This is a genomic window from Micromonospora sp. CCTCC AA 2012012 (assembly GCF_040499845.1).
Classification (GTDB): Bacteria; Actinomycetota; Actinomycetes; order Mycobacteriales; family Micromonosporaceae; genus Micromonospora; species Micromonospora mangrovi.
Window position 1 is genome coordinate 4182219 of record NZ_CP159342.1, and the last position, 22250, is coordinate 4204468.

A 22250-nucleotide genomic window follows, 5' to 3' on the forward strand; every position below is an offset into this window, starting at 1 on the left:
CGTCCGCGAACGATCCGGCACGATGGCTCAGGTGGAGCCTGTGGAGATCATCGAGGACGGCCTGCTGCTGCGACCCTGGCGGGCGGAGGACGCCGACGCGGTGCACCGTGCCTGCCAGGATCCGGACATCCAGCGTTGGACCACCGTACCCCGCCCGTACCTGCCGGAACACGCCCTCGGGTTCGTCACCGAGATCAGCGGGCGGGCCTGGGACGAGGGCACCGGGGCGCTCTTCGCGGTCTGCGACGCGGCGAGCGGTGAGCTGCTCGCCTCCTGCGGCCTGGTCTCCGTCGACCGGGGCCTGGACTCCGCCGAGATCGGCTACTGGACCGCCCCCTGGGCGCGCGGCCGGGGCGTCGCCGTCCGGGCCACCCGGGCGGTCGCCCGGTGGGCCTTCGCGGCGCTGAAGCTGCGCCGGCTGGTCTGGCAGGCGGAGCTGGGCAACCACGCCTCCCGCCTGGTGGCGCTCCGGGCCGGCTTCCGGGTCGAGGGGGAACTCCGCCTGGCGCACCCGCCCGCCGACGGACGCCCCGAGGCCTGGATCGGCTCCCTCCTGCCGGACGAGCTGGCCGCCCCGGGCGCACCCACCCCGGCCGGCCCGGACACCCTCGCCGCCCGCCGGGCCGCCGTCTTCGGCCGTCCGCAGCCCGTCCTCTTCGCCACCGTCGGCGCCACCGAGCTGCGGCTGCGCCCGATGGAGGAGGGGGACCTCGACGGGATCGTGACGACCTGCCGGGACGAGACCACCCTGCGCTGGACCACCGTGCCGCACCCGTACCAGCGGTCGCACGCGGAGGGTTTCCGGCGGGACGTCGCCGAGCCGGCCTGGACCCGGGGCACCGGGGCGTACTTCGCCGTCGCCGACCCGGCCGACGACTACGTCGGCTCGATCGACCTGCGGCTCTCCCCCGCCGACCCGCTCCAGGGCTCGGTCGGCTTCATGACCGCCCCGCACGCCCGCGGCCGGGGCTACATGCCGGCCGCACTCGCGGCGCTCACCGCGTGGGGCTTCACCACCCTGGGCCTGGCCCGGATCGAGTGGCGGGCGCTGGTCGGCAACACCGCGTCGCGGCGGGTCGCCGAGAAGGCCGGCTTCTCCTTCGAGGGCACCGCACGGAACGGCCTGCCCACGCGGGACGGTCGGGGCGACGGCTGGGTGGCCGCGCTGGTCGCCGGGGACCTGGCATGACACCGGAGACCGTCGAGGCGTACGGGGTGCGGCTGCGGCCGTTCCGCACCGACGACGCCGCCGACGTGGTGGCGGGCTGCGCCGACCCGGCCACCCGGCGGTTCATCCCGGCGATGCCGCACCCGTACACCGAACAGAGCGCGCTCTGGTGGATCACCGAGGGCGCGCCGGCGGCCTGGAGCGCCGGTGGCGCCGCGTACGCGATCGCCGATCCCGGCACCGACCGGCTGCTCGGCGGCGTCGGACTGACGCTGGTCAGCGCGGCGCGCGGCCACTGGGAGATCGGCTACTGGGTGACGCCCGCGGCGCGCGGCCGGGGCGTCGCCACGGCCGCCGCGCGGGCGCTCACCGACGCCGCCTTCGCCGCCGGGGCCGGCCGGCTGGAGCTGCTCACCCTGCCGGAGAACGGCGCCAGCCAGCGGGTCGCCCTGGCGGGCGGCTTCCGGTACGAGGGCGACCGGCGCTCGGCCAGCGCCCCGCAGAACGGCGTGCGGCACGACATGACCGTCTGGGTACGCCTCGCCGACGACCCGCCCGGCCCGGTGGCCCGGCTCCTGCCCGACCTGCCCGCCGGCCGGCTCACCGACGGCGTGGTGACCCTGCGGCGGCTCGCCCCCGGCGACGCGGACGGCATGCACCGGCTGCACACCCTGCCGGAGGTGGTGGCGAACCGGGTGCCACCGGTCCCGCCGCGCCGGGCGACCATCGACCGGCGCTGCGACCGGGCGGAGAGTCACTGGCTGGTCGGCCGCTCCGCGGACCTCGCCGTGCTGGACGCGACGACCGGCGCGCTGGTCGGCGGCTGCGCCCTGGTCTACGACGAGCCCTCCACCGGCCAGGCCATGCTCGGCTACAGCCTGCTGCCCGAGGCACGCGGGCGGGGACTGGCCACCCGCGCCGTGCAGCTCCTCACCGGCTGGGCGTTCGACATCGGACTGGCCCGGCTCTGGGCCGGCACCCGGCAGGAGAACGTCGCCTCGGGGCGGGTGCTGGAGAAGGTCGGCTTCCGGCGGGAGGGGCTGCTGCGCGGCCGGCTCCCCGGCCGGGACGGCACCCGGGTCGACGCGGTGCTCTACGGCCTGCTCGCCACGGACCGCCCGACGCGGTGACGGGCCGGGGCGGCTGCGCCGCCCCGGCCCCGCGCCACCCGTCACGTGTCGAGCGAGATGATCCCGTAGTCGTAGGCGTGCCGGCGGTAGACCACGCTCGGCCGACCGGATTCCTTGTCGTGGAACAGATAGAAGTCGTGGCCGACCAGTTCCATCTGGAACAGGGCGTCGTCGACGGTCATCGGCTCGGCCGGGTGCACCTTCTCGCGCGCGATGTGCCACGGCTGGTCGTCGTACTCGTCGAAGCCTTCGTCGGCCCGCTCGGCGACCGCGGTGGCCGTCCCGGCGCCGTTGCTGGACACGGCGGCGGGGAGGGCGACCGGCAGGTCGGCGGTGGCGGCGGCGACGGAGAGCGGCGCGTGCCGGCCCCGGTGGACCCGGCGGCGGTCGGCAGCCCGGCGGAAGCGGGTGTCGAGCTTGGCGATGGCCGCGTCCAGCGCGCTGTAGAAGTCATTCGTGCAGGCCTCGGCCCGGATCACCGGACCCCGCGTCACACAGGTGATTTCCACCCGCTGGCAATGATCGGCCTGGCGCGGATTGCGCTCATGGAACAACTCGACATCAACTCGAATGAGCTTGTGGTCGTAGCGTTCGATCTTCGCGAGTTTCTCAGCTACGTGCACCCGGTAATGGTCCGGCACTTCGACGTTACGGCCCTTGACCACGATGTCCACGTGACCTCCCTTGTTCGGACGGTCGTTCGATCCGGTTTCCCGGTCCGCGCCCTGGGAGATCCCCACTCGGGCGTCGACCGGTTCAGTACGGCTACGCCTCCTCTCACCGCCGGGGGTGGGTGGGAAACCCTCCTACCCCCGACACGAAAACGCTAACTCCTGTTCGCCCGACAGTCACCCCCGGTCGTGGACGCCGCCCAGAAATTTTCACACCTCATACACCAAGGGGTGAAATGGAAACACGAAGCGTCACCGATGGCGTCGTTTTTGCGTTGCGGCGAGCACCGCCGCGCCGTATGGCGGCATTTCCGCCCCGCGCAAGACCCGACTGACCGCCGCCAGGGTCACCCCCGTGGTGACGATGTCGTCGAGCAGCACCACCGCGGTCTCCGGCCCGGGTCGGGCACCGCCGAACGGGCCGCGCCGCAGCCGGAACGCCGTCTCGGCGGCGGCGGCCCGGGCGGCGCTGTCCAGGGCCACCGAGTCGGGTCGGGGCAGCGCCCGGACCGGCCGCAGCACCCGGACCGGCCAGCCGGCCGCCCGCAGTCGACCGGCGGTGTGGGTGGCCAGCCGGCCGAGGTGGTCGCCGTACCGGGCGCGGGCGGCGGGCGCGGTGTCCGGCACCGGGACCAGGGCGACCGGCCGCCGCTGGCCCACCGCCGCGACCACCACGTCGGCGAGCAGCGTGCCCAGCGGCCGGGCCAGCCCGTGCCGGCCCCGCTCCTTGTACGCCAGCAGCGTCTCCCGCAGCGCACCGGCGTACGGGCCGAGCGCGGTGCACGGTGGCAGGTCGGGCGGGGCGGGGGTCGGCCGGGCCGGGCCTGGACGCAGTCCGGTCAGCTCCGCCACGCAGCGCGGGCAGCAGCCCTGCCGGAGCCTGCCGGAACGCGCGCCGCAGCCGGCGCAGTCGGCCGGCAGCACCAGATCGGTCAGGTCCGACCAGAGTCCACCCGGCACCGGCACCGCCTCAGTAGAGGAACAACGGGGCCGTCGGATTGGACGCCCTGGCCCCGGCCGTCGGCGGCGTCACCTCCAGCACCTCGTCCCGCTTGATGGTGCCGTACGGCGGGTTCCGGTAGGCCACCCGGTTCGCCTCGTACATGAAGGCGCTCTTGGGCTGCGGCACGACCGGATTCGTCGGGTACGCCGTGAGGTAGGTGACCGCGGCGCCGATGTCCTGCTTGAGGGGCGTCTCCAGCACCCCGTCCACGGTGGTCTCGTAGATCGCCGGACGCCCCTCCGAGCCGGCGAACACCAGCCCGTTCTCCCCGATCCAGTCGACGGCGGTCAGGTCCGTCAGCGAGGTGACCAGCGGCCGGGGCTGGCCGACGGTGACCACGCCGCCGTCCAGGTTCACCGCCGCGACGTGGAGCGCGCCACCGATGATCAGCGCGATCCGGTGGCCGTCCAGCGAGGCGGCGACCGCGGTGACGTTCCCCGCCACCGGCAGCGACACCGGGCTCATGGCGGCGTTGCCGTCGAAGCGGAACAGCCGGCCCCCGGCCACCACCAGCCCGTACGGGTGCTGCGGGTCCAGCGAGCGCAGCCACACCGGGCGACCGACGGAGGCGTACCAGCCGCTGCCGTTGAAGACGGTGACCGGCTCCGGCCCGTAGCCGACCCGCAGTTGCTGCCGGCGGTCGGCCCGGGTCACCACCAGCGCGGCGAGGACCTCGTCGCCGGAACGGTGCAGCGCCGCCGCGACCACCGCCCGGTTCGCCGCCGGCACCACCGGCACCGCGCCGCTCGGTTCGCCCTCGAAGGAGAGCGGACGGACCGACCCGTCATAGACGGCGAACCGCTCCGGGCTCCGGGTGAGCGGGTACACGGGTCGCAGCAGCCGCTCCTTCTTCAGGTCGACCGTACGCCGGCTCTGGTTCTGGATCTTCAGCTCCAGCTGCCCCTCCAGGTCGGGCAGCGACCAGGCGAGCTGCGTGGCGAGCCGGGCCAACCGGTCGTCGGTGACGCCCGGCATGGTCAGGTTGACCTCCCACCGCCCGTCCGAGCCGGTGGCGTTGTTGATCAGGTCGGTCTTGTCGGGCAGCCCGGTGACGCCCTGCGCGAGCCACTCCGACGGCCCCCGGGTCAGCCACTTCACGACCTCGCTGACCAGCCGCTCGTCGGGCACCGCCGAGGGCAGGTAGCGCTGGTCCGGGACGAGCCGGGTCTCGTCGGAGTTCCAGAAGTAGATGGTGCGCCGCTCGTAGTAGCGGCCCAGCGCGCTGTCGGTGAGCAGCAGGACGTTCGGCAGCTCGGTGATGAGCAGCCCGGAGCTGCCGGCGTCCGCGGCGGTCGCGGCCCGCAGCCGGAACCGGTACTCGGAATCGCCGGCCCCCGCGGGCCCCAGGGTGCCGTCGGCGCGGAGCACCCCGAGCTGCTGCACGGCGACCTTGACCGTGGTGGTGGTGTCGCTGTTCTGGGTCACCACCGGGCGGTCCCGGAGCCGGACCACGGTCAGGGTGATCTCACTGGCCTGTTTCTCCCGCAGCAGGCCCCGGCTCTCCGGCGCGATGAACTGCTTGGCCCGGTAGTAGGCCCGGTCCGGCTCGCCGGAGGCGGCGGCCAGGTAGTTGTGGATGAACTCCTCCGGGTCGCTGGTCGCGTTCTGCGCCGGCGGCTCGGCGGGACGGCCGTTGAACGACCCGGACTCCGCCGCCGGTCCCGGACCGTCCACCTCGACGGCGGTGTCGTGCGGGATGCCGCAGCCGGTCACCCCGGCGACCAGGAGCACCCCGCCGAGCAGGGCGGCGAACAGTCGCCGCCTCACGACTGCACCTCGGCCCGGTCGCCGTCCCCGGCCGGGCCGATGGCCAGCCCACCCGCCGCACCAGGGCCGATCGCCAGCAGGCCCCCGGTGCGCGGACCACCGAAGGGCAGCGCGGCGTCGGACGGCACCAGCCGCAGCGGGGAGGTGGTGAGCCGGTCACCGGAGCGGGCCGGCAGGGTCAGCCGGAACTGGGCACCCTGACCGGGCGCACCCCACGCCTCCAGCCAGCCACCGTGCAGCCGGGCGTCCTCCAGGCTGATGGAGAGACCCAGCCCGGTGCCGCCGGTCTGCCGGGCCCGGGACGGGTCGGCCCGCCAGAACCGGTTGAAGACCAGCTTCTCCTCGCCGGGCCGCAGCCCCACCCCGTGGTCCCGTACGGTGATCGCCACCGCGCTGGCGTCCATCCCGAGGGTGATCAGCACCGGCTTGGCCTCGCCGTGCTCGACGGCGTTGCCGACCAGGTTGCGCAGCACCCGCTCGACCCGGCGCGGATCCACCTCGGCGATCACCGGGGTGGTCGGCACGTCCAGCTCGATGGTCACCCCGACCCGCTCCGCCAGGCCGGCGAGCCGGTCGGCCACCCGGTGCACCACCGGCACCAGGTCGGTCGGCTCGGAGTCCAGCATCGCGAAGCCGGCGTCGAAGCGGCTGATCTCCAGCAGGTCGGTGAGCAGCTCCTCGAAGCGGTCCAGCTCGGCCTGGAGCAGCTCGGCGCTGCGCGCCACCGCCGGGTCGAACTCGTCGCGCTCGGCGAAGATCAGGTCGGCGGCCATCCGTACGGTGGTCAGCGGGGTGCGCAGCTCGTGCGAGACGTCGGAGGTGAACCGGCGCTGCAACCGGGACATCTCCTCCAGCCGGAGGATCTGCCGTTGCAGATTCGTCGCCATCTGGTTGAACGAGGCGGCGAGCAGCGCCAGGTCGTCCTCGCCGTTGACCACCATCCGCTGGTCGAGCAGGCCGGCGGAGAGGCGCTGCGCGGTCCGGGCCGCCACCCGGACCGGGGTCACCACCAACCGGGTGACCAGGGCGGCGAGCAGGCCGAGCAGGAGCACCAGGGCGACGCCGGTGGCCACCACGGTGGCCCGGGCATCAGCGGCGGTGGCGTCCTGCCGGGCCAACGGGACGAGGTAGTAGAGCTCCAGCTGACCGAACTGGGTCGGCACCGGGGAGCCGTACACGAGGTATTTGGTCCGCTCCCCGCCGAGCGTGCCGGTGCGGATCTGGTGGGCGACGCTGCCACCGGCGACCGACGCCCGCAGCTCCGGGCTGATCAGCGGCCGGACCTGCACGTCCGGCGAGGTACGCGGGGTGATCACGCCGGTGAACCGGTCCGCGGTGATGGCCACCACGACGCCGCTGGTCTGCTGCGGGTCACCGCCGGCCAGGTAGTTGACCGTGCCGTCGATGGTGTCCTGGAGCTGCGCCTCCTGCGGCTGGGCATAGAGGCTGAACTGCTTCGCCGCGTATTCGCTGCCGCTGCGCAGCCGCGCCAGGACGTCGGTCTGCGCGTTCTCCACCAGGATGCTCGTGATCTTGTCGGCGATCAGGTAGGCGAAGCCGCCGACCAGCATGCTGGAGGTCACCAGGGTGATGGTCACCACCCGGACCTGCAACGAGCGCCGCCAGGTCTGGTGCAGGCCGGCGCCGAGCCGGGCGGACCGGCCGGCCAGCGCGAGCCAGAGCGCCCGCGCGGCGTGCAGCACACGCGACGCGGGCGTCGGGGGGTCGGGGAGCGGGGAGGTCACCACAGTAGTGACCAGGCTATCCGGTACCCGCCTTGTAGCCCACGCCCCGCACGGTCAGGATGATTTCCGGTCGCTCCGGATCCGGCTCGATCTTGGCGCGCAGGCGCTGCACGTGCACGTTGACCAGCCGGGTGTCGGCGGCGTGCCGATAGCCCCAGACCTGCTCCAGCAGCACCTCGCGGGTGAAGACCTGGCGCGGCTTGCGAGCCAGCGCGACCAGCAGGTCGAACTCCAGCGGGGTCAGCTTCACCTCCTCGCCGTCCCGGCTGACGGTGTGCGCCGGCACGTCGATGGAGATCTGGTTGCCGGGCGGGCCGATGGTCAGCATCTCCGGCGCCACGTCCTCGCCCCGGCGCAGCCGGGCCCGCATCCGGGCCACCAGCTCCTTGGGCTTGAACGGCTTGACCACGTAGTCGTCGGCCCCGGACTCCAGGCCGAGCACCACGTCGACCGTGTCGCTCTTGGCGGTGAGCATGACGATTGGCACGCCCGATTCCGTCCGGATCGCGCGCGCCACGTCGATACCGCTCATTCCGGGCAGCATCAGGTCGAGCAGGACGATGTCGGGTCGGCTGTCCCGGAACGCGGCCAGTGCCCGTTCCCCGTCGGCGACGAACGAGGGCACGAAGCCCTCACTGCGCAGCACGATGCCGAGCATCTCGGCCAGCGCGGGGTCGTCGTCGACGACCAGCACCCGGGCTCTCATGGGGTTTATCGTTCCATCCCCGTTCGGATCGGAGGGTTCGGTACCACGGCACGGTACTGCGGCCGGACCCCTGGCACCACAGATCGGCGGTGCCGACCGGCGTGGCGCGCCGGAAGGATCCGACCGGTCACCATGATCCCCGAGCGCGGCGTCGACCGCCACCAACGGTCCGCCGCGCCGGCACCCCCGTCGGAGGTCCGGCCCTTCCCCGGTACGCGGACAGCCCACCCCGGGTCAACGCCGAGCGCGGGCCGGGCCGGCCGGGTCAGCCGAAGAGCGCCCGCCCCCAGTGGTCGGCGGCGTCCCGGACGCCCGGCGGGCAGGCGAAGATGCCGCTGGAGACGTGCCGCAGGTATTCGTTCATCGCGTCGTGCCGGGAGAGCTGGGTCTGGATCGGCACGAACTGCTTGCGCGGGTCCCGCTGGTAGGCGATGAAGAAGAGCCCGGCGTCGAGCCGGCCCAGCCCGTCCGAGCCGTCCACGAAGTTGTAGCCCCGGCGCAGCAGCCGGGCACCGTTGTTCAGGGTGGGGTGGGCGAGCCGGACGTGCGAGGTCTCGGCGATCACCGGCTGCCCGTCGTCGCCCTTGGCGGCGAAGTCCGGCTCGTCGAACTCGTCGCGCCGACCCAGCGGCGCGCCGCTGCCCTTCGTCCGCCCGACGATCTGCTCCTGCTCGGCCAGCGAGCTGCGGTCCCAGGTCTCGACCTGCATCCGGATCTTCCGGGTGACCAGGTACGACCCGCCCGTCATCCAGTCCGGCCCGTCCCCCGGCTGGGCCCAGAGCTGCTCGCGCAGCAGCCCGGCGTCTTCGGCCTTCAGGTTGGCGGTGCCGTCCTTGAAGCCGAAGAGGTTGCGCGGGGTGGCCTGGTCCCGGGACGTCGACGACGTACGCCCGAAGCCGAGCTGCGACCAGCGGACGCTGACCACGCCCATGCCGATGCGGGCCAGGTTGCGGATGGCGTGCACGGCGACCTGCGGGTCGTTGGCGCAGGCCTGGACGCAGAGGTCCCCGCCGGAGATCTCCGGGCGCAGCGCGTCCCCGGCGAAGTGCGGCAGGTCGGCCAGCGCGGCGGGCCGCTTGTCGGCGATGCCGAACCGGTCCCGGCCCTGCGCGTCGCGGAAGAGCGTGGGCCCGAAGCCGATGGTGAGGGTGAGCTGCGACGGGGGCAGCCCGAGCGCCTCACCGGTGTCGTCCGGCGGTGCCTCCGGCATGCCGCCGACCGCGCCGATCACCCCGGCGTCCTTCCCGGCGGTCATCCGGGCGGCGGCGGCCGTCCACTCCTGGAGCAGCGCGACGAGCTTCGCCCGGTCCATGGTGATGACGTCGAACGCGACGAAGTGCAGCCGGTCCTGGGCGGGCGTGACGATGCCGGCCTGGTGCGCACCGTGGAACGGCACCCCACCGGCGGCGGTGTCGTTCGCCGCCGCGTGGTCCGGGCTGCGGACCAGGGCGGCGGTGCCGGCGGCGACGCCGGCCACCCCGGCCACGCCGACCCCGGCGAGGGTGATGGCCCGCCGCCGGGACAGGGTGGCGGTCCGCGGGGCGGTGTCCTGCTCGCTCATCGCGTCACCTCCGGGCGTGGTGGTCATCGGGCGACGACCGCGGCGACCTTGCTGATCGGCTCGGCCAGGGCGTTGATGCTGTCGGAGAGTTCCTTCAGCTCGGCCTTGCTGAGCGCGGTGTGCAGCTTCCAGCCGTCTCCGGCGCGGTGCTTGCCGAGGGTGGCCTCGACGTTCGCGAACTCGGTGTCGAGCTGCTTGACCAGGTCGGGCGAGCGCTGCTCCAGCGCGGGGCGGAGCGCGGCGATGGCCGCCTTGGAGCCCTCCAGGTTGGCGTTGAAGTCCCAGAGGTCGGTGTGCGAGTACCGCTCCTCCTCACCGGTGATCTTGCCGCTGGCGACCTCGTCGAGGAGCGCCTTCGCGCCGTTGGCGAGCTGGAGCGGGGTGAGCTTCTCCGCGTTGGCCTTCGCCACGATGGCCTTGACGTCGGTGAGCAGCTGGTCGGCGATCGGGCCGTCCTTGCTGATGTCACCGGTGGTCCAGAGGTCCTTCTCGATCCGGTGGAAGCCGGTGAACTCCATCCCCTCCTCGATGACCTCCTCGCGGCCGTCGATCTTCGGGTCGAGGTCACCGAAGCTCTCCGCGACCGGCTCGATCCGCTCCCAGTAGGTGCGGGCGACCGGATAGAGGGCCTTGGCCTTCGTCACGTCGCCGGCCTTGACCGCGGCCACGAACTCCTCGGTCTTCGTCAGCAACGCGGCGGTCTGGCTGGTGACGTAGCGCTGGTAGCTGGCGGTCGCCTGGGTCAGGGCGGCGTCGGGGGCGACGCTGGCCGCGGCGCCGGTGACCTTCAGGCCGCCCCGGATGCCCCGGCCGCTCATCCCGGGCTTGCAGGCCGTCTCGTACGTCCCGGCGGGCAGCTCGACGCGGAGTTCGCGGGTCAGCCCGGGGGCGATGTTCTCCACCTCGCCCATCACCCGGTCCCCGGCGGCATAGACGTAGAACTCGTTGACCTTGCTGCCCGAGTTGGTCACCGAGAAGCTGGTCTGGCCGGCGGCGAGCTCGGTGACGTCCACCTCGCAGGCGGTGTCGGTGGCCTTGACCGTGACCGCGTTGGCCTTGCCGGTCGCCTTGTCCTCGGTCTTGCCGCCGCAGGCGGTCACCCCGGTGACGGCCAGTACGCCGGTGGCGGCGAGCACGACGAAGCGGGTGGTACGCATCAGGACTTTCTCTCCTCGAACGGGAACGCGGATCAGGCGCGCTGGCGCGCGTCGGTGACCGGCGACGTCGGCGCGGCGGGCGTCGCCTCGGCGGCGGCGGCCGGCTCGGCCGGGGCGGTCGACGAAACCGGCGTGGTGGTCCCGGCCGGGGCCGAGGGTGCGGCGACGGGCTGCGCTGCGGCGGTCGGCCTGGCCGGTGCGGCCGGCTTGCGGAGGAAGAGCACGAGGACCGGCACCGCGTAGGCGACCCAGGCGAGCATCTCCAGCACGCTCGGGGTGGCGGTGATGTTGAACATGCCGGCGAGCAGCGCCGCGTACCAGGTGCTGGGGTCGAGCACGCCGGAGATGTCGAAGGCCAGGTTGTTCAGGCCGGGCAGCACGCCGGCCTCCTGGAAGTCGTGCACGCCGTACTTGAGGATGCCGGCGGCGACCAGGATGAGCAGCGCACCGGTCCAGGTGAAGAAGGTGCTCAGGTTGATCTTCAGTGCGCTGCGGTAGATCAGGAAGCCGATCACCACGGCGGTGGCGATGCCGCCGATCAGCGCCAGCAGCGGTCCGCGACCGGCGCCCCCGGCCGCGCTCTGGGCGGCCGAGTAGAAGATCAGGGCGGTCTCCAGGCCCTCCCGGATCACGGCCAGGAAGGACATCCCGAGCACCGCGAGGGAGCCGACGGCGAGGGCGTCGCTGAGCTTGCCGCGCAGCTCACCGGCGATGCTCCGGGCGGCCTTACGCATCCAGAAGATCATCCAGGTCACGAAGACCACGGCGGCGACGGAGGTGATCGCCTCGAAGAGCTCCCGGTCCTCGGAGCGGGCCAGCAGCGAGGTCGACGTGTACTCGATCAGCCAGCCGAAGAAGACGGACAGCACCACGGCCAGGCCGACGCCGGCCCAGACCTGCGGCAGCCGGTCCCGCCGCTGCGACTTCACCAGGAACGCGACCAGGATGCTGACCACGAGGGTCGCTTCCAGGCCTTCCCGCAGGCCGATCAGGTACGTGGCGAACATCGGAACTCCGTGATCAGTTAGGCACGCCTCAGTTTACTTAGGGCAGCCATACCTTCCCTCTGATCCGGCGCGGCGTCAAGTCGTTCATGACAACGTCACCCCGGCACCGAGGGGCATCGCCGCGGCCCCGAGCTGTGGCATCATCCGGCCAACCCCCGCAGACAGGACGACCGTGGCCGACGACCTCTTCACCCCCACCATCACCCCCGCGGCCTACGAGGCCGACCGCCGACCGGCCTGGCGACCCGGCTCGCTGCTCTATCCCGCCGTCTTCGGCGGGGCGCTCGCGGTCACCGTGCTGGCCCTGGTCAACGCCCGTCGGCTGCGGCTGCCCACCGGGCCCACCCTGGCCATCGCCGGCACCGGGCTGGCCGCCGTGGTCGCCCGGGCGGCGGTCACCGTCACGCTCCTCCACGGCCACGTCTCCGGCCCCGGCCGGCTGGTCGGGGCGCTCTCCGGCGTCGCCGTCTGGGGAGTCGCCAACCTGACCCAGAAGGGCCGGTTCCGAAGCTGGGAGATGCGCGGCGGCACCCCCGCCTCACTGGTGCTGCCCGGCATCGCGGCTTCCCTCGGGCTCGGCCTGGTCGAGGCGATCCCCCTCGCGGTCGCGCTGGGTGCCTCGTGACCGCCCCCGGGGAGCAGCTGACCCGCGTGGTCGCCCTGCTGGAGCTGGACCGCCCGGAGCAGGCGCTGGCGGAGCTGGGTCGGCTGCCCGGGGCGCTGGCCACCGGCGCGGCGGCGTACCGGCTGCGGGTGCTGGCGCTCAGCGCGTTGGACCGCTGGGACGAGACGGCCGCGGTCGCCCGGCGGGGGTTGGCCGAGGTCGGGCCGGATCCCGAACTGCTCGGCCGGCTGGGTGTCGCGCTGCGCCACCAGGGCGCCTACGCGCCGGCCGAACGGGCGCTGCTCGACGCGCTGGCCCTCGACCCGCAGGACCCGTGGCTGCTCTGCCAGTACGCCGACCTCTGCGTCACCGTCGACCAGACCGACAAGGCCGCCCGGCTGCTCGCCCGCGCCGCCGAGCTGGCGCCGGAGGATCCGGCCGTGCACGCCGGCCGGATCCAGCTCGCGTACGCCCGGGGCGACGACCGGGCGGCCGAGCGGCTGGCCCGGGAGTTCCTCGGCCGCCACCCGGAGCACCCGGCGGCGCTGGCCATGCACGGCGGGATCGCGGTGGAACGCGGCCGGATCACCGCCGCGCACCGCTCCTTCGGTCAGGCGGTCGCACACCAGCCCGACGACCCCGACTACGCCGAGGCCGCCTGGGAGACCCGGGTGTACGCACACCCGCTGCTGCTGCCGCTGCGCCCGCTCTACCGGCTGGGCATCCGGCTGTGGCTGATCGCGGTGGGCAGCATCGCCCTGCTCAACCTGCTCGGGCTGCCCGTCGCCGCGTTCGCCGTGGCGATGACCTGGCTGGCCTACTGCGTCTGGTCCTGGATCGCCCCACCCCTGGTCCGCCGCCTGGTACGCGGCCGGTGGCGGGCGTGACGACCGCGCGCGGGCTGCTGCCCTGGCTCGGTGTGCTGGCGCTGGTGATGCTGCTCAGCGCGCTGCGGATGCGCCCGCTGGCCACCGCGGTCTCGCTCGCCTGGCTGGCCTGGTGCGTCTGGACCTGGGTGCGACCGACCCGCCGCCCGCCCGGCTGAGCCGCGCCCCTCGCCGTCACCGGCCGGGAACGACGGAACCGGGTCGGCCGCACGTGCGGCCGACCCGGTTCCGGGGTGTCGATCAGTACCGGTAGTGGTCCGGCTTGAACGGGCCCTCCTGGGAGACGCCCAGGTAGGCGGCCTGCTCCTTGGTGAGCGTGCTCAGCTTGGCGCCGAGCGCCGCCAGGTGCAGCCGGGCGACCTTCTCGTCCAGGTGCTTCGGCAGCACGTAGACGCCGATCGGGTACTCCTCGGTCTTGGTGAAGAGCTCGATCTGGGCGATCGTCTGGTTGGCGAACGAGTTCGACATGACGAAGCTCGGGTGGCCGGTGGCGTTGCCCAGGTTCAGCAGGCGGCCCTCGGAGAGCACGATGATCGCGTGCCCGTCGGCGAACTTCCAGAGGTCGACCTGCGGCTTGATGTTGATCCGCTCGACGTCGGACCGCTTGGCCAGGCCGGCCATGTCGATCTCGTTGTCGAAGTGGCCGATGTTGCCGACGATGGCCTGGTGCTTCATCCGGGCCATGTGCTCGTTGGTGATGACGTCGAAGCAGCCGGTGGCGGTGATGAAGATGTCGGCCTGCTCGACCACGTCGTCCAGGGTGGCGACCTGGTAGCCGTCCATCGCCGCCTGGAGGGCGCAGATCGGGTCGACCTCGGTCACCACGACCCGCGCGCCCTGGCCGCGCAGCGACTCGGCGCAACCCTTGCCCACGTCGCCGTAGCCGAGGACGACGGCCATCTTGCCGCCGATCAGCACGTCGGTGGCGCGGTTGATGCCGTCGATGAGCGAGTGGCGGCAGCCGTACTTGTTGTCGAACTTGCTCTTGGTCACCGAGTCGTTGACGTTGATGGCCGGGAAGAGCAGGGTGCCGGCGCGGTGCATCTCGTAGAGCCGGTGCACGCCGGTGGTGGTCTCCTCGGTCACGCCCTTGATGCCGGCCGCGATCCGGGTCCAGCGCTGGCCGTCCTCGGCGAGCGAGCGGTGCAGCAGCTTGAGGATGACCGCGTACTCCTCGGAGTCGGCGGACTCGACCGGCGGGACGACCCCGGCCTTCTCGAACTCGGCACCCTTGTGGACGAGGAGGGTGGCGTCACCGCCGTCGTCGAGGATCATGTTGGGGCCCTGGCCGTCGGGCCAGGCGAGCACCTGCTCGGTGCACCACCAGTACTCCTCGAGGCTCTCGCCCTTCCAGGCGTAGACCGGGACGCCGGCCGGGGCCTCGGGGGTGCCGTCCGGGCCGACCACGATGGCCGCGGCGGCGTGGTCCTGGGTGGAGAAGATGTTGCAGGACGCCCAGCGGACCTGCGCGCCGAGCGCGACCAGGGTCTCGATCAGGACGGCGGTCTGGATGGTCATGTGCAGCGAGCCGGTGATCCGGGCGCCGGCCAGCGGCTGCGCCTCGGCGAACTCACGCCGGATGGCCATCAGGCCGGGCATCTCGTGCTCGGCGAGCTGGATCTCCTTGCGCCCGAACTCGGCGAGCGACAGATCCGCCACCTTGTAGTCGCCCTCGGCGAGGGTGCTCGGCCGGACCTCGGACGACGCGCCGCTGGGGGCAGCCGGGAGGGTGCTGGTCATGGAAGCTCCTGTCGAACGTTTTGTGGTGCGCAGCTCTCCACCTTACGCGCGGCACCGGTCGGACCGTGCCCGGCTGGAGCGGGCCTAGGGAAGTACCCGGTTGGACAGCGCACGGGGCGGTCGGCGGTGAACGGTCTTTCCGCCCACCTGCCGCCCGCCCCGTGCATCCCCCCGGTTTGGTTCCCCGCACATCGCCGGACCTTCGTCGCGACAACGTTGCGTACCCATAGGGTCACATTGGGCAAGGGGGTCGTCAAGCTATTTCGGAAAAGTCCGACTTGTGTCGTGGCGGAGTTCAGCGCAGGCCGCACGTCGCGACGTACGCCTCGCCCTCACCGCCGACCACCAGCGGCCCGCCGGCCGCGGTCCCGACCGCCGCCTGTCCGGGCGCGAGCGTGACGGTGCCCACCCCGTCGTCGACGGCGAGCTTGCCGGCCCGACAGAGCACCACCCGCGGCCCCGGCAGGGCCAGCCGCACCCCCGGCGCGCCGGCCTCCACCGTCACCCGGTGCAGCGCGAAGTCGTCCACCGGCACCGGCCAGGTCACCACCCCCGGCGCCACCACGACCGGCGCCACCACCGGCTGCTCCAGCACCTCGAAACGCAGCACCCGCAGCAGCTCGGCCACGTCCACCCGCTTCGGGGTCAGCCCGCCGCGCAGCACGTTGTCGCTGGCCGCCATGATCTCCACGCCGGCGCCCCGCAGATAGGCGTGCAGGTTGCCGGCCGGCATCCAGATCGCCTCCCCGGGCGCCAGCCGCACGTGGTGCAGCAGCAACGCCACCAGCACCCCCGGATCGGCCGGGTACCGCACCGCCAGCGCGCGGGCCAGCTCCGCGTCGGAGCCGGCCGACTCCGCCGCCAGCACCGCCGCGACCAGCCCCGCCCGCTCCGACTCCGGCCAGCTCAACAGCAGGCGTACGGCCTCCCGCAGCCCCGCCGGCCCGGTCCGCAACGCCGCCACCACCGGCGCCAGCACGGGTACGCCGAACGCCTCGATCGCCGTCGCCGACTCCGCCGGGTCACGGAACCCGCACAGCGCCTCGAACGGCGAGAGCGCGACCAGCAGCTCCGGCTTGTGGTACGGGTCGACGTAGTTCACCCGCCCGTCGCCGCGCTCCGCGTCCGCGGCGTGCCCCGCCCGCGCCTGCTCCGCGTCCGGGTGGGCCTGGAGGCTGAGCGGGGCGTCGGCGGCCAGCACCTTCAGCAGGAACGGCAGCCGGGTGCCGAACCGGCCCACCAGGCGCTCGCCCAGCCAGTGCGCCGGCTCGGCGAGCAGCAGGTCGGTCAGGCTCACCGGCGTGCCGTCCCGGTCCACCGTGGCCGGGGCGCCCGGATGGGCGCCCAGCCACAGCTCGGCCTCCGGACCCTCGCTCGGCACCGGGCGCCCCTGCAACTCGGCGATCGCCGAGCGGGACCCCCACGCGTAGTCGCGAATGCGGCCGTTCAGCAGTTCCACGCTCAACTCCCGGGGTGCACGGCCTCTTCGTCGGCCTCAGGCTGCGGCACCGCGGTGTGCGAGGCGGCCCCGGTGCCGGCCCGCTCCGCGGCTGCGCTGTAGATGTCCGGTTCCAGGTAGATCACCCGGGCGATCGGCACCTCGGCCCGGATGCGGGCCTCCACGGCGTTGATGCCCCGGGCCAGTTCCTCGGCGCTCTCGCACGGCGACACCGCGATCTTCGCGGCCACCATCAGCTCCTCCGGACCCAGGTAGAGCGTCTTCATGTGGATGATCCGCTCGACCTCCGGGCCGCCGGCGACGGCCCGCTCGATCTTCGCCAGCTCCTTCGGGTCGGCACCCTCCCCCAGCAGCAGGCTCTTCGTCTCGATCGCCAGCGTGGCGGCGATGATCACCAGCAGGACACCGATCATCGCGGTGCCGGCCGCGTCCCACATTCCGTTGCCGGTGAGCAGCGTCATCCCCACGCCGAAGAGCGCGAAGACCAGACCGATCAGCGCGCCGAAGTCCTCCAGCAGCACCACCGGCAGCTCCGGCGCCTTGGCCCGGCGGATGAACCGCACCCAGGACTGGCTGCCCCGGATCTGGTTCGACTCCTTGATCGCGGTACGGAACGAGAAGCCCTCCATCCCGATCGCGGCGACCAGCACCGCCACCGGCACCCACTGCCAGCTGGAGATCGGGTGCGGATCGGCCGCCTTGTGGTACGCCTCGTAGAGCGCGAAGAGGCCACCCAGACTGAACAGCACGATCGCCACGATGAACGCGTAGATGTACCGCTCCCGGCCGTACCCGAAGGGGTGTTCCGGGGTGGCCTCCCGCTTGGCCCGCCGCCCGCCGAGCAGCAGCAGGCCCTGGTTGCCGGAGTCCGCGACCGAGTGGATCGACTCGGCCAGCATCGACGAGGAGCCGGTCAGCAGGAACGCGATGAACTTGGTGACGGCGATGCCGATGTTTGCCGCGAGCGCGGCGACGATCGCCTTCGTCCCGCCGTTGGCGCTCATGCTCCCCGTCCGATGCCGCACATGGTCACTGGTTCGACAGCTCCTTCATTTCGGTGATGGCCGGGACCGCCATCGGGTCAAGGCCGTGGGCCAACGCGAGATAGATCGAGGCGAAGTCCGGCACCGCCATCAGCGAGGCGAGCCGCTCCAGCGCGGAGCCACCCTCGGCGGTGACCACGTCGCAGCGCACGCCCCGCCGCTCGGCGAGGGTCTGCACCGCGTCGGCCCGGCGCTCCTCCACCGCGAGCGGCTCGTCGGTGTCGTCCTCGGCGTTGAGCCCGCCGTCGCGCAGCAGCACCAGCCGCAGCCGGGTCGCGTCGGGGTCGGCGGAGTCCGGGTCGGCGAAGATGTCCCGCTCCCCCTCGACCAGCCCGCCGAAGACGCCGTCGAGCAGGCCGACGCGGCCCCGGCCGGCCTCGCCGAGCGCCCCGGTGACGACCGGGTAGCGGGCGTTGGCGGAGAGGGTGTCACCGAAGCGGCGGGCGGCGACGGTCGCCAGTGGCGACGATCCCCAGACGATCGGGATGGAGCCGGACAGGCCCAGGGCGAGGGACTTCGCCGGGTTGACGAAGGACTCGGCGGTGGGGCGGCACCGGTCGGCGTCCGCGTCCAGCCGGGCCGCGGTCTCGGCCAGGTCCGCCTCGTTGACCTTCACCAGCCCGAGCGTACGGGCCGCGAGCAGGACCGGCACCGTGAGCGCCCAGAGGCTGGCCCGGGCCGGGGCCCGCCGGGGCACCGGGATGAACGGGGCGCGGGCCCGCTCGGCCACCGACTGGAGCTGCGAGTCGGGGGCGCCGACGGCGACCAGCCGCGCGCCCCGCCGATGCGCCGCCTCGGCGGCACCCAGCGCCTCGGGGCTGCGACCGGAGGCGCTGACCGCGATGACCACGTCCGCCGCACCGACCCAGCCGGGCACGCCGGCGCTGCGGTGCGGGATGACCGGCACCGGGCAGCGCGGCCCGGCGACCGTGGCCAGCACGTCACCCGTACGCCCCGCGGTGCCGATACCGGCGATGACGACCGCCCGGGGGCGACCGTCGTCCTCCAGCAGCGACAGGTTGGCCTCGGCGGTCAACGCCGCCGACTCCCGCACCTGCGCGCCCGCGGAGGCGGTGAAGCGGAGCATGCCACCCGGGTCGTGCTCGGCGAGCGCGTCCGGGTTGTCGAGCAGCGACTCGTCGGCGTGCCGGTGCCCGCTGACCCCGGCCGTCCCCTCCATCACCGCTGCTGCGCGGGTCCGCCGCGCGCCTCGTCCAGCAGGAGCACCGGCACGTCGTCACGGACCTCGAAGATCCGGCCGCACTCGGTGCAGGTGAGCGTCTGCGCCTCGGCGTCGTAGTCGAGCGGGGCGTGATGCGTGTCCGGACAGGCGAGAATCTCGAGCAACTGCGGGTCGAGGGCCACGGCGTGGGCTCCTTCCACGTATGCGGACTCACCGGGCGGCGGTGCCGCCCGGCGCACGCGATCTTATCGGCGAACGCGCTCCGCCGCTCCGGCTCAGCCGGGCAGGCGGGGCATGACCGTGGTGGCGTCGCCTCCGGCGGGGGCGGGCGGCTCCCCGCCGGGCTGCCCGGTGCCCGGAGCGCCGTAGACGTTGCCGGTCGGGCGCGGGGCGGGCGTGGCACCGTAGACGCCGGGGGTGGGCTGGGGCGGCTGCTGCCCGTACACCTGGTCGGCGGGGGTGGCGGGGGTGGCAGAGCGGTACGTCGTGCCGCCCGGGTTGCGCGGCAACGGGACCTCCGGGTAGCCGGCGGCGTGGTCGTCGACCTTGTCCGTCCGGTTGCGGCGGACCAGCAGCACGATCAGGGCGACGCCGACGAGCACCAGCGCGATGCCGAACCACATGATGGGAGAACCTCCGGAGGTGTCGTTCGCCGCGGCGACGGAAGACCCGGTCGCCGGGTCCAGCACGGCGGCCACGGCGGACGCGGTGTCGGCGGCGCTCGGCGGCTCGGTGGCCACGGCGCTCGCGCTCGGGGTGGGGGTGGGGGTCGGTGAGGGTTTCCGGGACGGGGTCGGCGACGCCGAGGCCGTCTTCTCGGCGCCCACCACCCGGGACGCCACGGCGTTGCGGCCGAGCACCCGGCCGACCGCGTTGGTCGCCTCCCCGACGACGGTGAGCCGGCCACCCGGCGCGCCGGCGACGAACGCGACCCGGTAACGCACCGTGATGCTCTTGCCCTTGCACAGGGCCGGGTTGGCCGGCGACGTCCGCGCCGAGTTCACCGTGCCACCACCGCCGGAGACGCCGACGGGGAACCACTGTCCGGCCACGTTGACCTGCACCTGGACCTGGTCCGGCCGGACACCGTCGAGCCGGAGGCCGAGCGCGGTCCGCAGCAGTACGCACCCGTCGGTGCGCTTGCGCACCTCGACCGCCACCCCGCCCGGCGCGCCACCGGCGGTGAAGCTGCCCGCCGCGCGCACCTCCACCCGGTCACCGTCGGCCAACGCCGGCGACGCCCCGACGACCACCAGGCCGCCCAGCAGCACGCTGACCGTGGCCAGCCGCGCCACGCGCCGCCGAACCGACATCTCCACCTCACCCGCTCCTGCCCCCGGCGGGGGTCCGCGGGTCAGGTTACTACCGGGTCAGGGGGGTGGCAGCTCATTGAGCGCTCCGCATGTGTGCGGCGACACGTACGCCCGTCCACCCTCGACGCGTCCGGACGGTGACCTGCGGGGCCGGGGTGCGCTCAGGCCGGGTCGGCGGCCAGGGCCGCCCGGCAGAGCCGGTCGGCGGTCCGCGTCGTCTCCGGCAGCCGGTACCGCGGGGTCAGCGCCAGCACCCGGTCGACGGCGTTCGCCAGGCTCATCCGGTGGCCCACGCTGACGAAGACCGGCTTCACCCCGTCCCGGGTCCGCAGCACCCGCCCGACCAGCTCGTCACCGTCCCGCAGCGGCGCCGAGTCGCCCCGGCGCGGCCCCGGCCCGTCCCAGCTGCCCACCAGCGGTGTCTTGCCCACCCCGATCGCCGGCAGCCCGGTGACCACGCCGAGATGACAGGCCAGCCCGAAGCGCCGCGGGTGGGCCAGCCCGTGCCCGTCGCAGACCAGCAGGTCGGGGCGGACGGTCAGCCGGTCCAGCGCGGCCAGCAACGCCGGCAGCTCACGGAACGCGAAGAGCCCCGGCACGTAGTCGAAGGCGGGCCGACCGACGCTCACCGCCTGGTCGACCACCGCGAGGGTCGCGGCGTCCAGCACGGTGACGGCCGCCGCGAGCCGGTCGCCGCTCTCCGCGTACGCGACGTCGAGGCCGGCCACCGTCGCCGGCGCGGTCGGGCCCGGCCCGGCCCGGTCCACCAACGGCCGCAACTCGTCCTGTACGCGCAGCGCCTCCGCGACGCTCCCCGGTGCCACGAACCCGGGGCGGCCCGTCGAGGCACGCTCCACCCCGGCGTCGCAGTCAGACGGATCGCAGGTTTGCACGGGCCTCCGCCACCCAGGTCAGGATCCCGTCGGCGCCCACCTTCTCGGCGAGGACAGCCGCCTCGTCGAGCAGGGCGAGGGCCCGGTCACCGTCGCCGTCACCGGCCGCCAGGTAGCCGAGCGCCACCAGGTTCGCGGCCACCCCGGGCAGGAACCCGATCTCCCGACGCAGCGCGGTGGACTCCTCCATCCGCCGCCGGGCCTCGTCGAGCCGGCCGCCGGCCTGGTCCAGGAAGGCCAGGTGCCGCAGCACGTACGACAGGGTCATCCGGTCGGCGGCCCGGGTCGCGAGTTCGTGGGCCCGCGCGAAGGCCGGGGCAGCAGCGTCGTCGTCCCCCCGGATGACCTGGTGGAGGCAGCCCACCCAGAACAACGCCTCGCCCTCGCCGCGCGGGTCGTCCAATGTCCGGTACAGCTCGGCGGCCCGCTCGAAGAACGCCAGCTCACGCGGGTCTTCCACCCGGTCGGCGAGGAAACGGGCGTGCAGCACCCGCCCGCGGGCGAGCAGCAGATCCGCCTCCACCGCGTCGAGCGTCCGGTCGGCGGCGGAGAGGGCCGCACTGTCGCCCCCGAAGACCGCGCTCTCGTACAGCTCCCTGGCCCGCTCGATCCGGTCCGTCACGCCCCTGCCTCCCCGTCGTCGTTCACTGACCCACCCGCCCGTCGGTGCGCTCCCGCAGCAGATCCGCGTGACCGCAGTCATCCGTCTCGGCCATGCCGGGACCCTGGTTCAGTTCGCCGTCACGCGCAACGCATCTGCGCGGTCACGCCGAGCCGGCGGCGATGGTGGGATCGGCACCGGGATCACCGGCGCGCTGCAACTCCTCCTCGAACATGACGAACGTCTTCCGCCGGATGCCGCTGATCAACGCCTGCTCCCGAGGGGTGGGGTAACGCCGTTCCCGACCCAACGTCTCGTCAAGCGCGCGAACGGTCTCGTAGAGGGCAAAGATCGGCCCATCGCCCCGCAGATAACGCCCACGATCGTGCTCGGTGCGTTGCACGAACTCGTCGCCCGTCATCTCGGCAATCTCGTCGCCGCCGAGGAAAAGCACCTTGTCGATCAGGTTGTCGGCCGACTCCCAGCCACCGGTGTCCCAGGAAAGGCGCCAGGCGGCCACCCCACCGTCCGCCGTTTCCACCAGCTTGACGGGAGCTTCGTAGTAGCTGAAGAACCTCGGGAGCACCAGTCCTGTCACGCGACTCACTTGCT

At 73.5% G+C, this 22250-nt stretch carries 22 protein-coding genes; 5 read left to right on the forward strand and 17 right to left on the reverse strand.

From position 1 onward, the window contains the following. Positions 1-22 precede the first annotated feature (22 nt). Together ABUL08_RS18375 and ABUL08_RS18380 are read left to right on the forward strand one after the other, a co-directional pair. Positions 23-1189 (forward strand): GNAT family N-acetyltransferase, encoded by a 1167-nt coding sequence (locus tag ABUL08_RS18375; RefSeq protein WP_350931149.1) that lies wholly within the window; start codon positions 23-25, stop codon positions 1187-1189. Further along, positions 1186-2298 carry a GNAT family N-acetyltransferase gene (locus ABUL08_RS18380; RefSeq protein ID WP_350931150.1) on the forward strand — a complete coding sequence of 371 codons (1113 nt, stop codon included), beginning with the start codon at positions 1186-1188 and terminating at the stop codon, positions 2296-2298. Before ABUL08_RS18375 ends, ABUL08_RS18380 begins: the two co-directional genes overlap by 4 nt. A gap of 41 nt (positions 2299-2339) precedes the next feature. Here ABUL08_RS18380 and hpf read toward each other — a convergent pair whose 3' ends face one another. The 8 genes from hpf to efeU form a co-directional block, all read right to left on the reverse strand. Next, positions 2340-2972 carry a ribosome hibernation-promoting factor, HPF/YfiA family gene (gene hpf / locus ABUL08_RS18385; RefSeq protein WP_350931151.1) on the reverse strand — a complete coding sequence of 211 codons (633 nt, stop codon included), beginning with the start codon at positions 2970-2972 and terminating at the stop codon, positions 2340-2342. A gap of 249 nt (positions 2973-3221) precedes the next feature. Continuing rightward, on the reverse strand, positions 3222-3893 hold the full coding sequence (locus ABUL08_RS18390) for a ComF family protein (protein WP_350938696.1): 672 nt from the start codon (positions 3891-3893) through the stop codon (positions 3222-3224). A gap of 46 nt (positions 3894-3939) precedes the next feature. Beyond that, positions 3940-5739, reverse strand: a complete 1800-nt coding sequence (locus tag ABUL08_RS18395; RefSeq protein ID WP_350931152.1) for an LpqB family beta-propeller domain-containing protein — start codon at positions 5737-5739, stop codon at positions 3940-3942. After that, positions 5736-7442 (reverse strand): MtrAB system histidine kinase MtrB, encoded by a 1707-nt coding sequence (gene mtrB / locus ABUL08_RS18400; protein ID WP_377522543.1) that lies wholly within the window; start codon positions 7440-7442, stop codon positions 5736-5738. Before mtrB ends, ABUL08_RS18395 begins: the two co-directional genes overlap by 4 nt. Before the next feature lie 58 nt (positions 7443-7500). Then, positions 7501-8190, reverse strand: coding sequence for an MtrAB system response regulator MtrA (mtrA, locus tag ABUL08_RS18405; protein WP_350931153.1), 690 nt, complete (start codon positions 8188-8190; stop codon positions 7501-7503). A 265-nt stretch (positions 8191-8455) separates the two neighbouring features. Then, positions 8456-9751 (reverse strand): iron uptake transporter deferrochelatase/peroxidase subunit, encoded by a 1296-nt coding sequence (gene efeB / locus ABUL08_RS18410; protein ID WP_350931154.1) that lies wholly within the window; start codon positions 9749-9751, stop codon positions 8456-8458. Between the two features lie 23 nt (positions 9752-9774). Continuing rightward, a complete protein-coding gene (gene efeO / locus ABUL08_RS18415) occupies positions 9775-10908 on the reverse strand; it encodes an iron uptake system protein EfeO (protein ID WP_350931155.1) in 1134 nt (377 codons plus the stop codon). A 32-nt stretch (positions 10909-10940) separates the two neighbouring features. Then, the gene (efeU, locus tag ABUL08_RS18420; protein ID WP_350931156.1) at positions 10941-11915 is read right to left on the reverse strand and encodes an iron uptake transporter permease EfeU; all 975 of its coding nucleotides are present in this window, start codon (positions 11913-11915) and stop codon (positions 10941-10943) included. A 172-nt stretch (positions 11916-12087) separates the two neighbouring features. Between efeU and ABUL08_RS18425 the strand changes: the two genes are divergently transcribed. From ABUL08_RS18425 to ABUL08_RS18435, 3 genes are read left to right on the forward strand one after another with little or no spacing between them, the layout of a single operon-like run. Beyond that, the gene (locus ABUL08_RS18425) at positions 12088-12540 is read left to right on the forward strand and encodes a hypothetical protein (protein WP_350931157.1); all 453 of its coding nucleotides are present in this window, start codon (positions 12088-12090) and stop codon (positions 12538-12540) included. After that, positions 12537-13406 (forward strand): tetratricopeptide repeat protein, encoded by an 870-nt coding sequence (locus tag ABUL08_RS18430; RefSeq protein ID WP_350931158.1) that lies wholly within the window; start codon positions 12537-12539, stop codon positions 13404-13406. The genes ABUL08_RS18425 and ABUL08_RS18430 overlap by 4 nt, the downstream gene beginning before the upstream one ends. Continuing rightward, the gene (locus ABUL08_RS18435; protein ID WP_350931159.1) at positions 13403-13564 is read left to right on the forward strand and encodes a hypothetical protein; all 162 of its coding nucleotides are present in this window, start codon (positions 13403-13405) and stop codon (positions 13562-13564) included. Before ABUL08_RS18430 ends, ABUL08_RS18435 begins: the two co-directional genes overlap by 4 nt. 82 nt (positions 13565-13646) lie before the next feature. Here ABUL08_RS18435 and ahcY read toward each other — a convergent pair whose 3' ends face one another. From ahcY to ABUL08_RS18480, 9 genes are all read right to left on the reverse strand, one after another. Further along, positions 13647-15146, reverse strand: coding sequence for an adenosylhomocysteinase (ahcY, locus tag ABUL08_RS18440; RefSeq protein ID WP_350931160.1), 1500 nt, complete (start codon positions 15144-15146; stop codon positions 13647-13649). Positions 15147-15441: 295 nt separating this feature from the next. Then, entirely contained in the window at positions 15442-16605 is a 1164-nt protein-coding gene (gene manA / locus ABUL08_RS18445; RefSeq protein WP_350931161.1) for a mannose-6-phosphate isomerase, class I, read from the reverse strand. 2 nt (positions 16606-16607) lie between these two features. Further along, the gene (locus ABUL08_RS18450; RefSeq protein ID WP_350931162.1) at positions 16608-17609 is read right to left on the reverse strand and encodes a cation diffusion facilitator family transporter; all 1002 of its coding nucleotides are present in this window, start codon (positions 17607-17609) and stop codon (positions 16608-16610) included. Positions 17610-17634: 25 nt separating this feature from the next. Beyond that, positions 17635-18831 (reverse strand): SIS domain-containing protein, encoded by a 1197-nt coding sequence (locus ABUL08_RS18455; protein WP_350931163.1) that lies wholly within the window; start codon positions 18829-18831, stop codon positions 17635-17637. After that, positions 18828-19013: a Trm112 family protein gene (locus ABUL08_RS18460; RefSeq protein WP_242797051.1), complete on the reverse strand. Its 186-nt coding sequence runs from the start codon at positions 19011-19013 to the stop codon at positions 18828-18830. The genes ABUL08_RS18455 and ABUL08_RS18460 overlap by 4 nt, the downstream gene beginning before the upstream one ends. A gap of 93 nt (positions 19014-19106) precedes the next feature. Continuing rightward, complete coding sequence (locus tag ABUL08_RS18465; RefSeq protein ID WP_350938700.1) at positions 19107-20144, reverse strand: hypothetical protein; 1038 nt, start codon at positions 20142-20144, stop codon at positions 19107-19109. Between the two features lie 161 nt (positions 20145-20305). Continuing rightward, positions 20306-20968 carry a deoxyribonuclease V gene (gene nfi, locus ABUL08_RS18470; RefSeq protein ID WP_350931164.1) on the reverse strand — a complete coding sequence of 221 codons (663 nt, stop codon included), beginning with the start codon at positions 20966-20968 and terminating at the stop codon, positions 20306-20308. 46 nt (positions 20969-21014) lie between these two features. Next, positions 21015-21659, reverse strand: coding sequence for a tetratricopeptide repeat protein (locus tag ABUL08_RS18475; RefSeq protein WP_350931165.1), 645 nt, complete (start codon positions 21657-21659; stop codon positions 21015-21017). Positions 21660-21801: 142 nt separating this feature from the next. Beyond that, entirely contained in the window at positions 21802-22236 is a 435-nt protein-coding gene (locus ABUL08_RS18480) for a hypothetical protein (protein WP_350931166.1), read from the reverse strand. Positions 22237-22250: the final 14 nt, after the last annotated feature.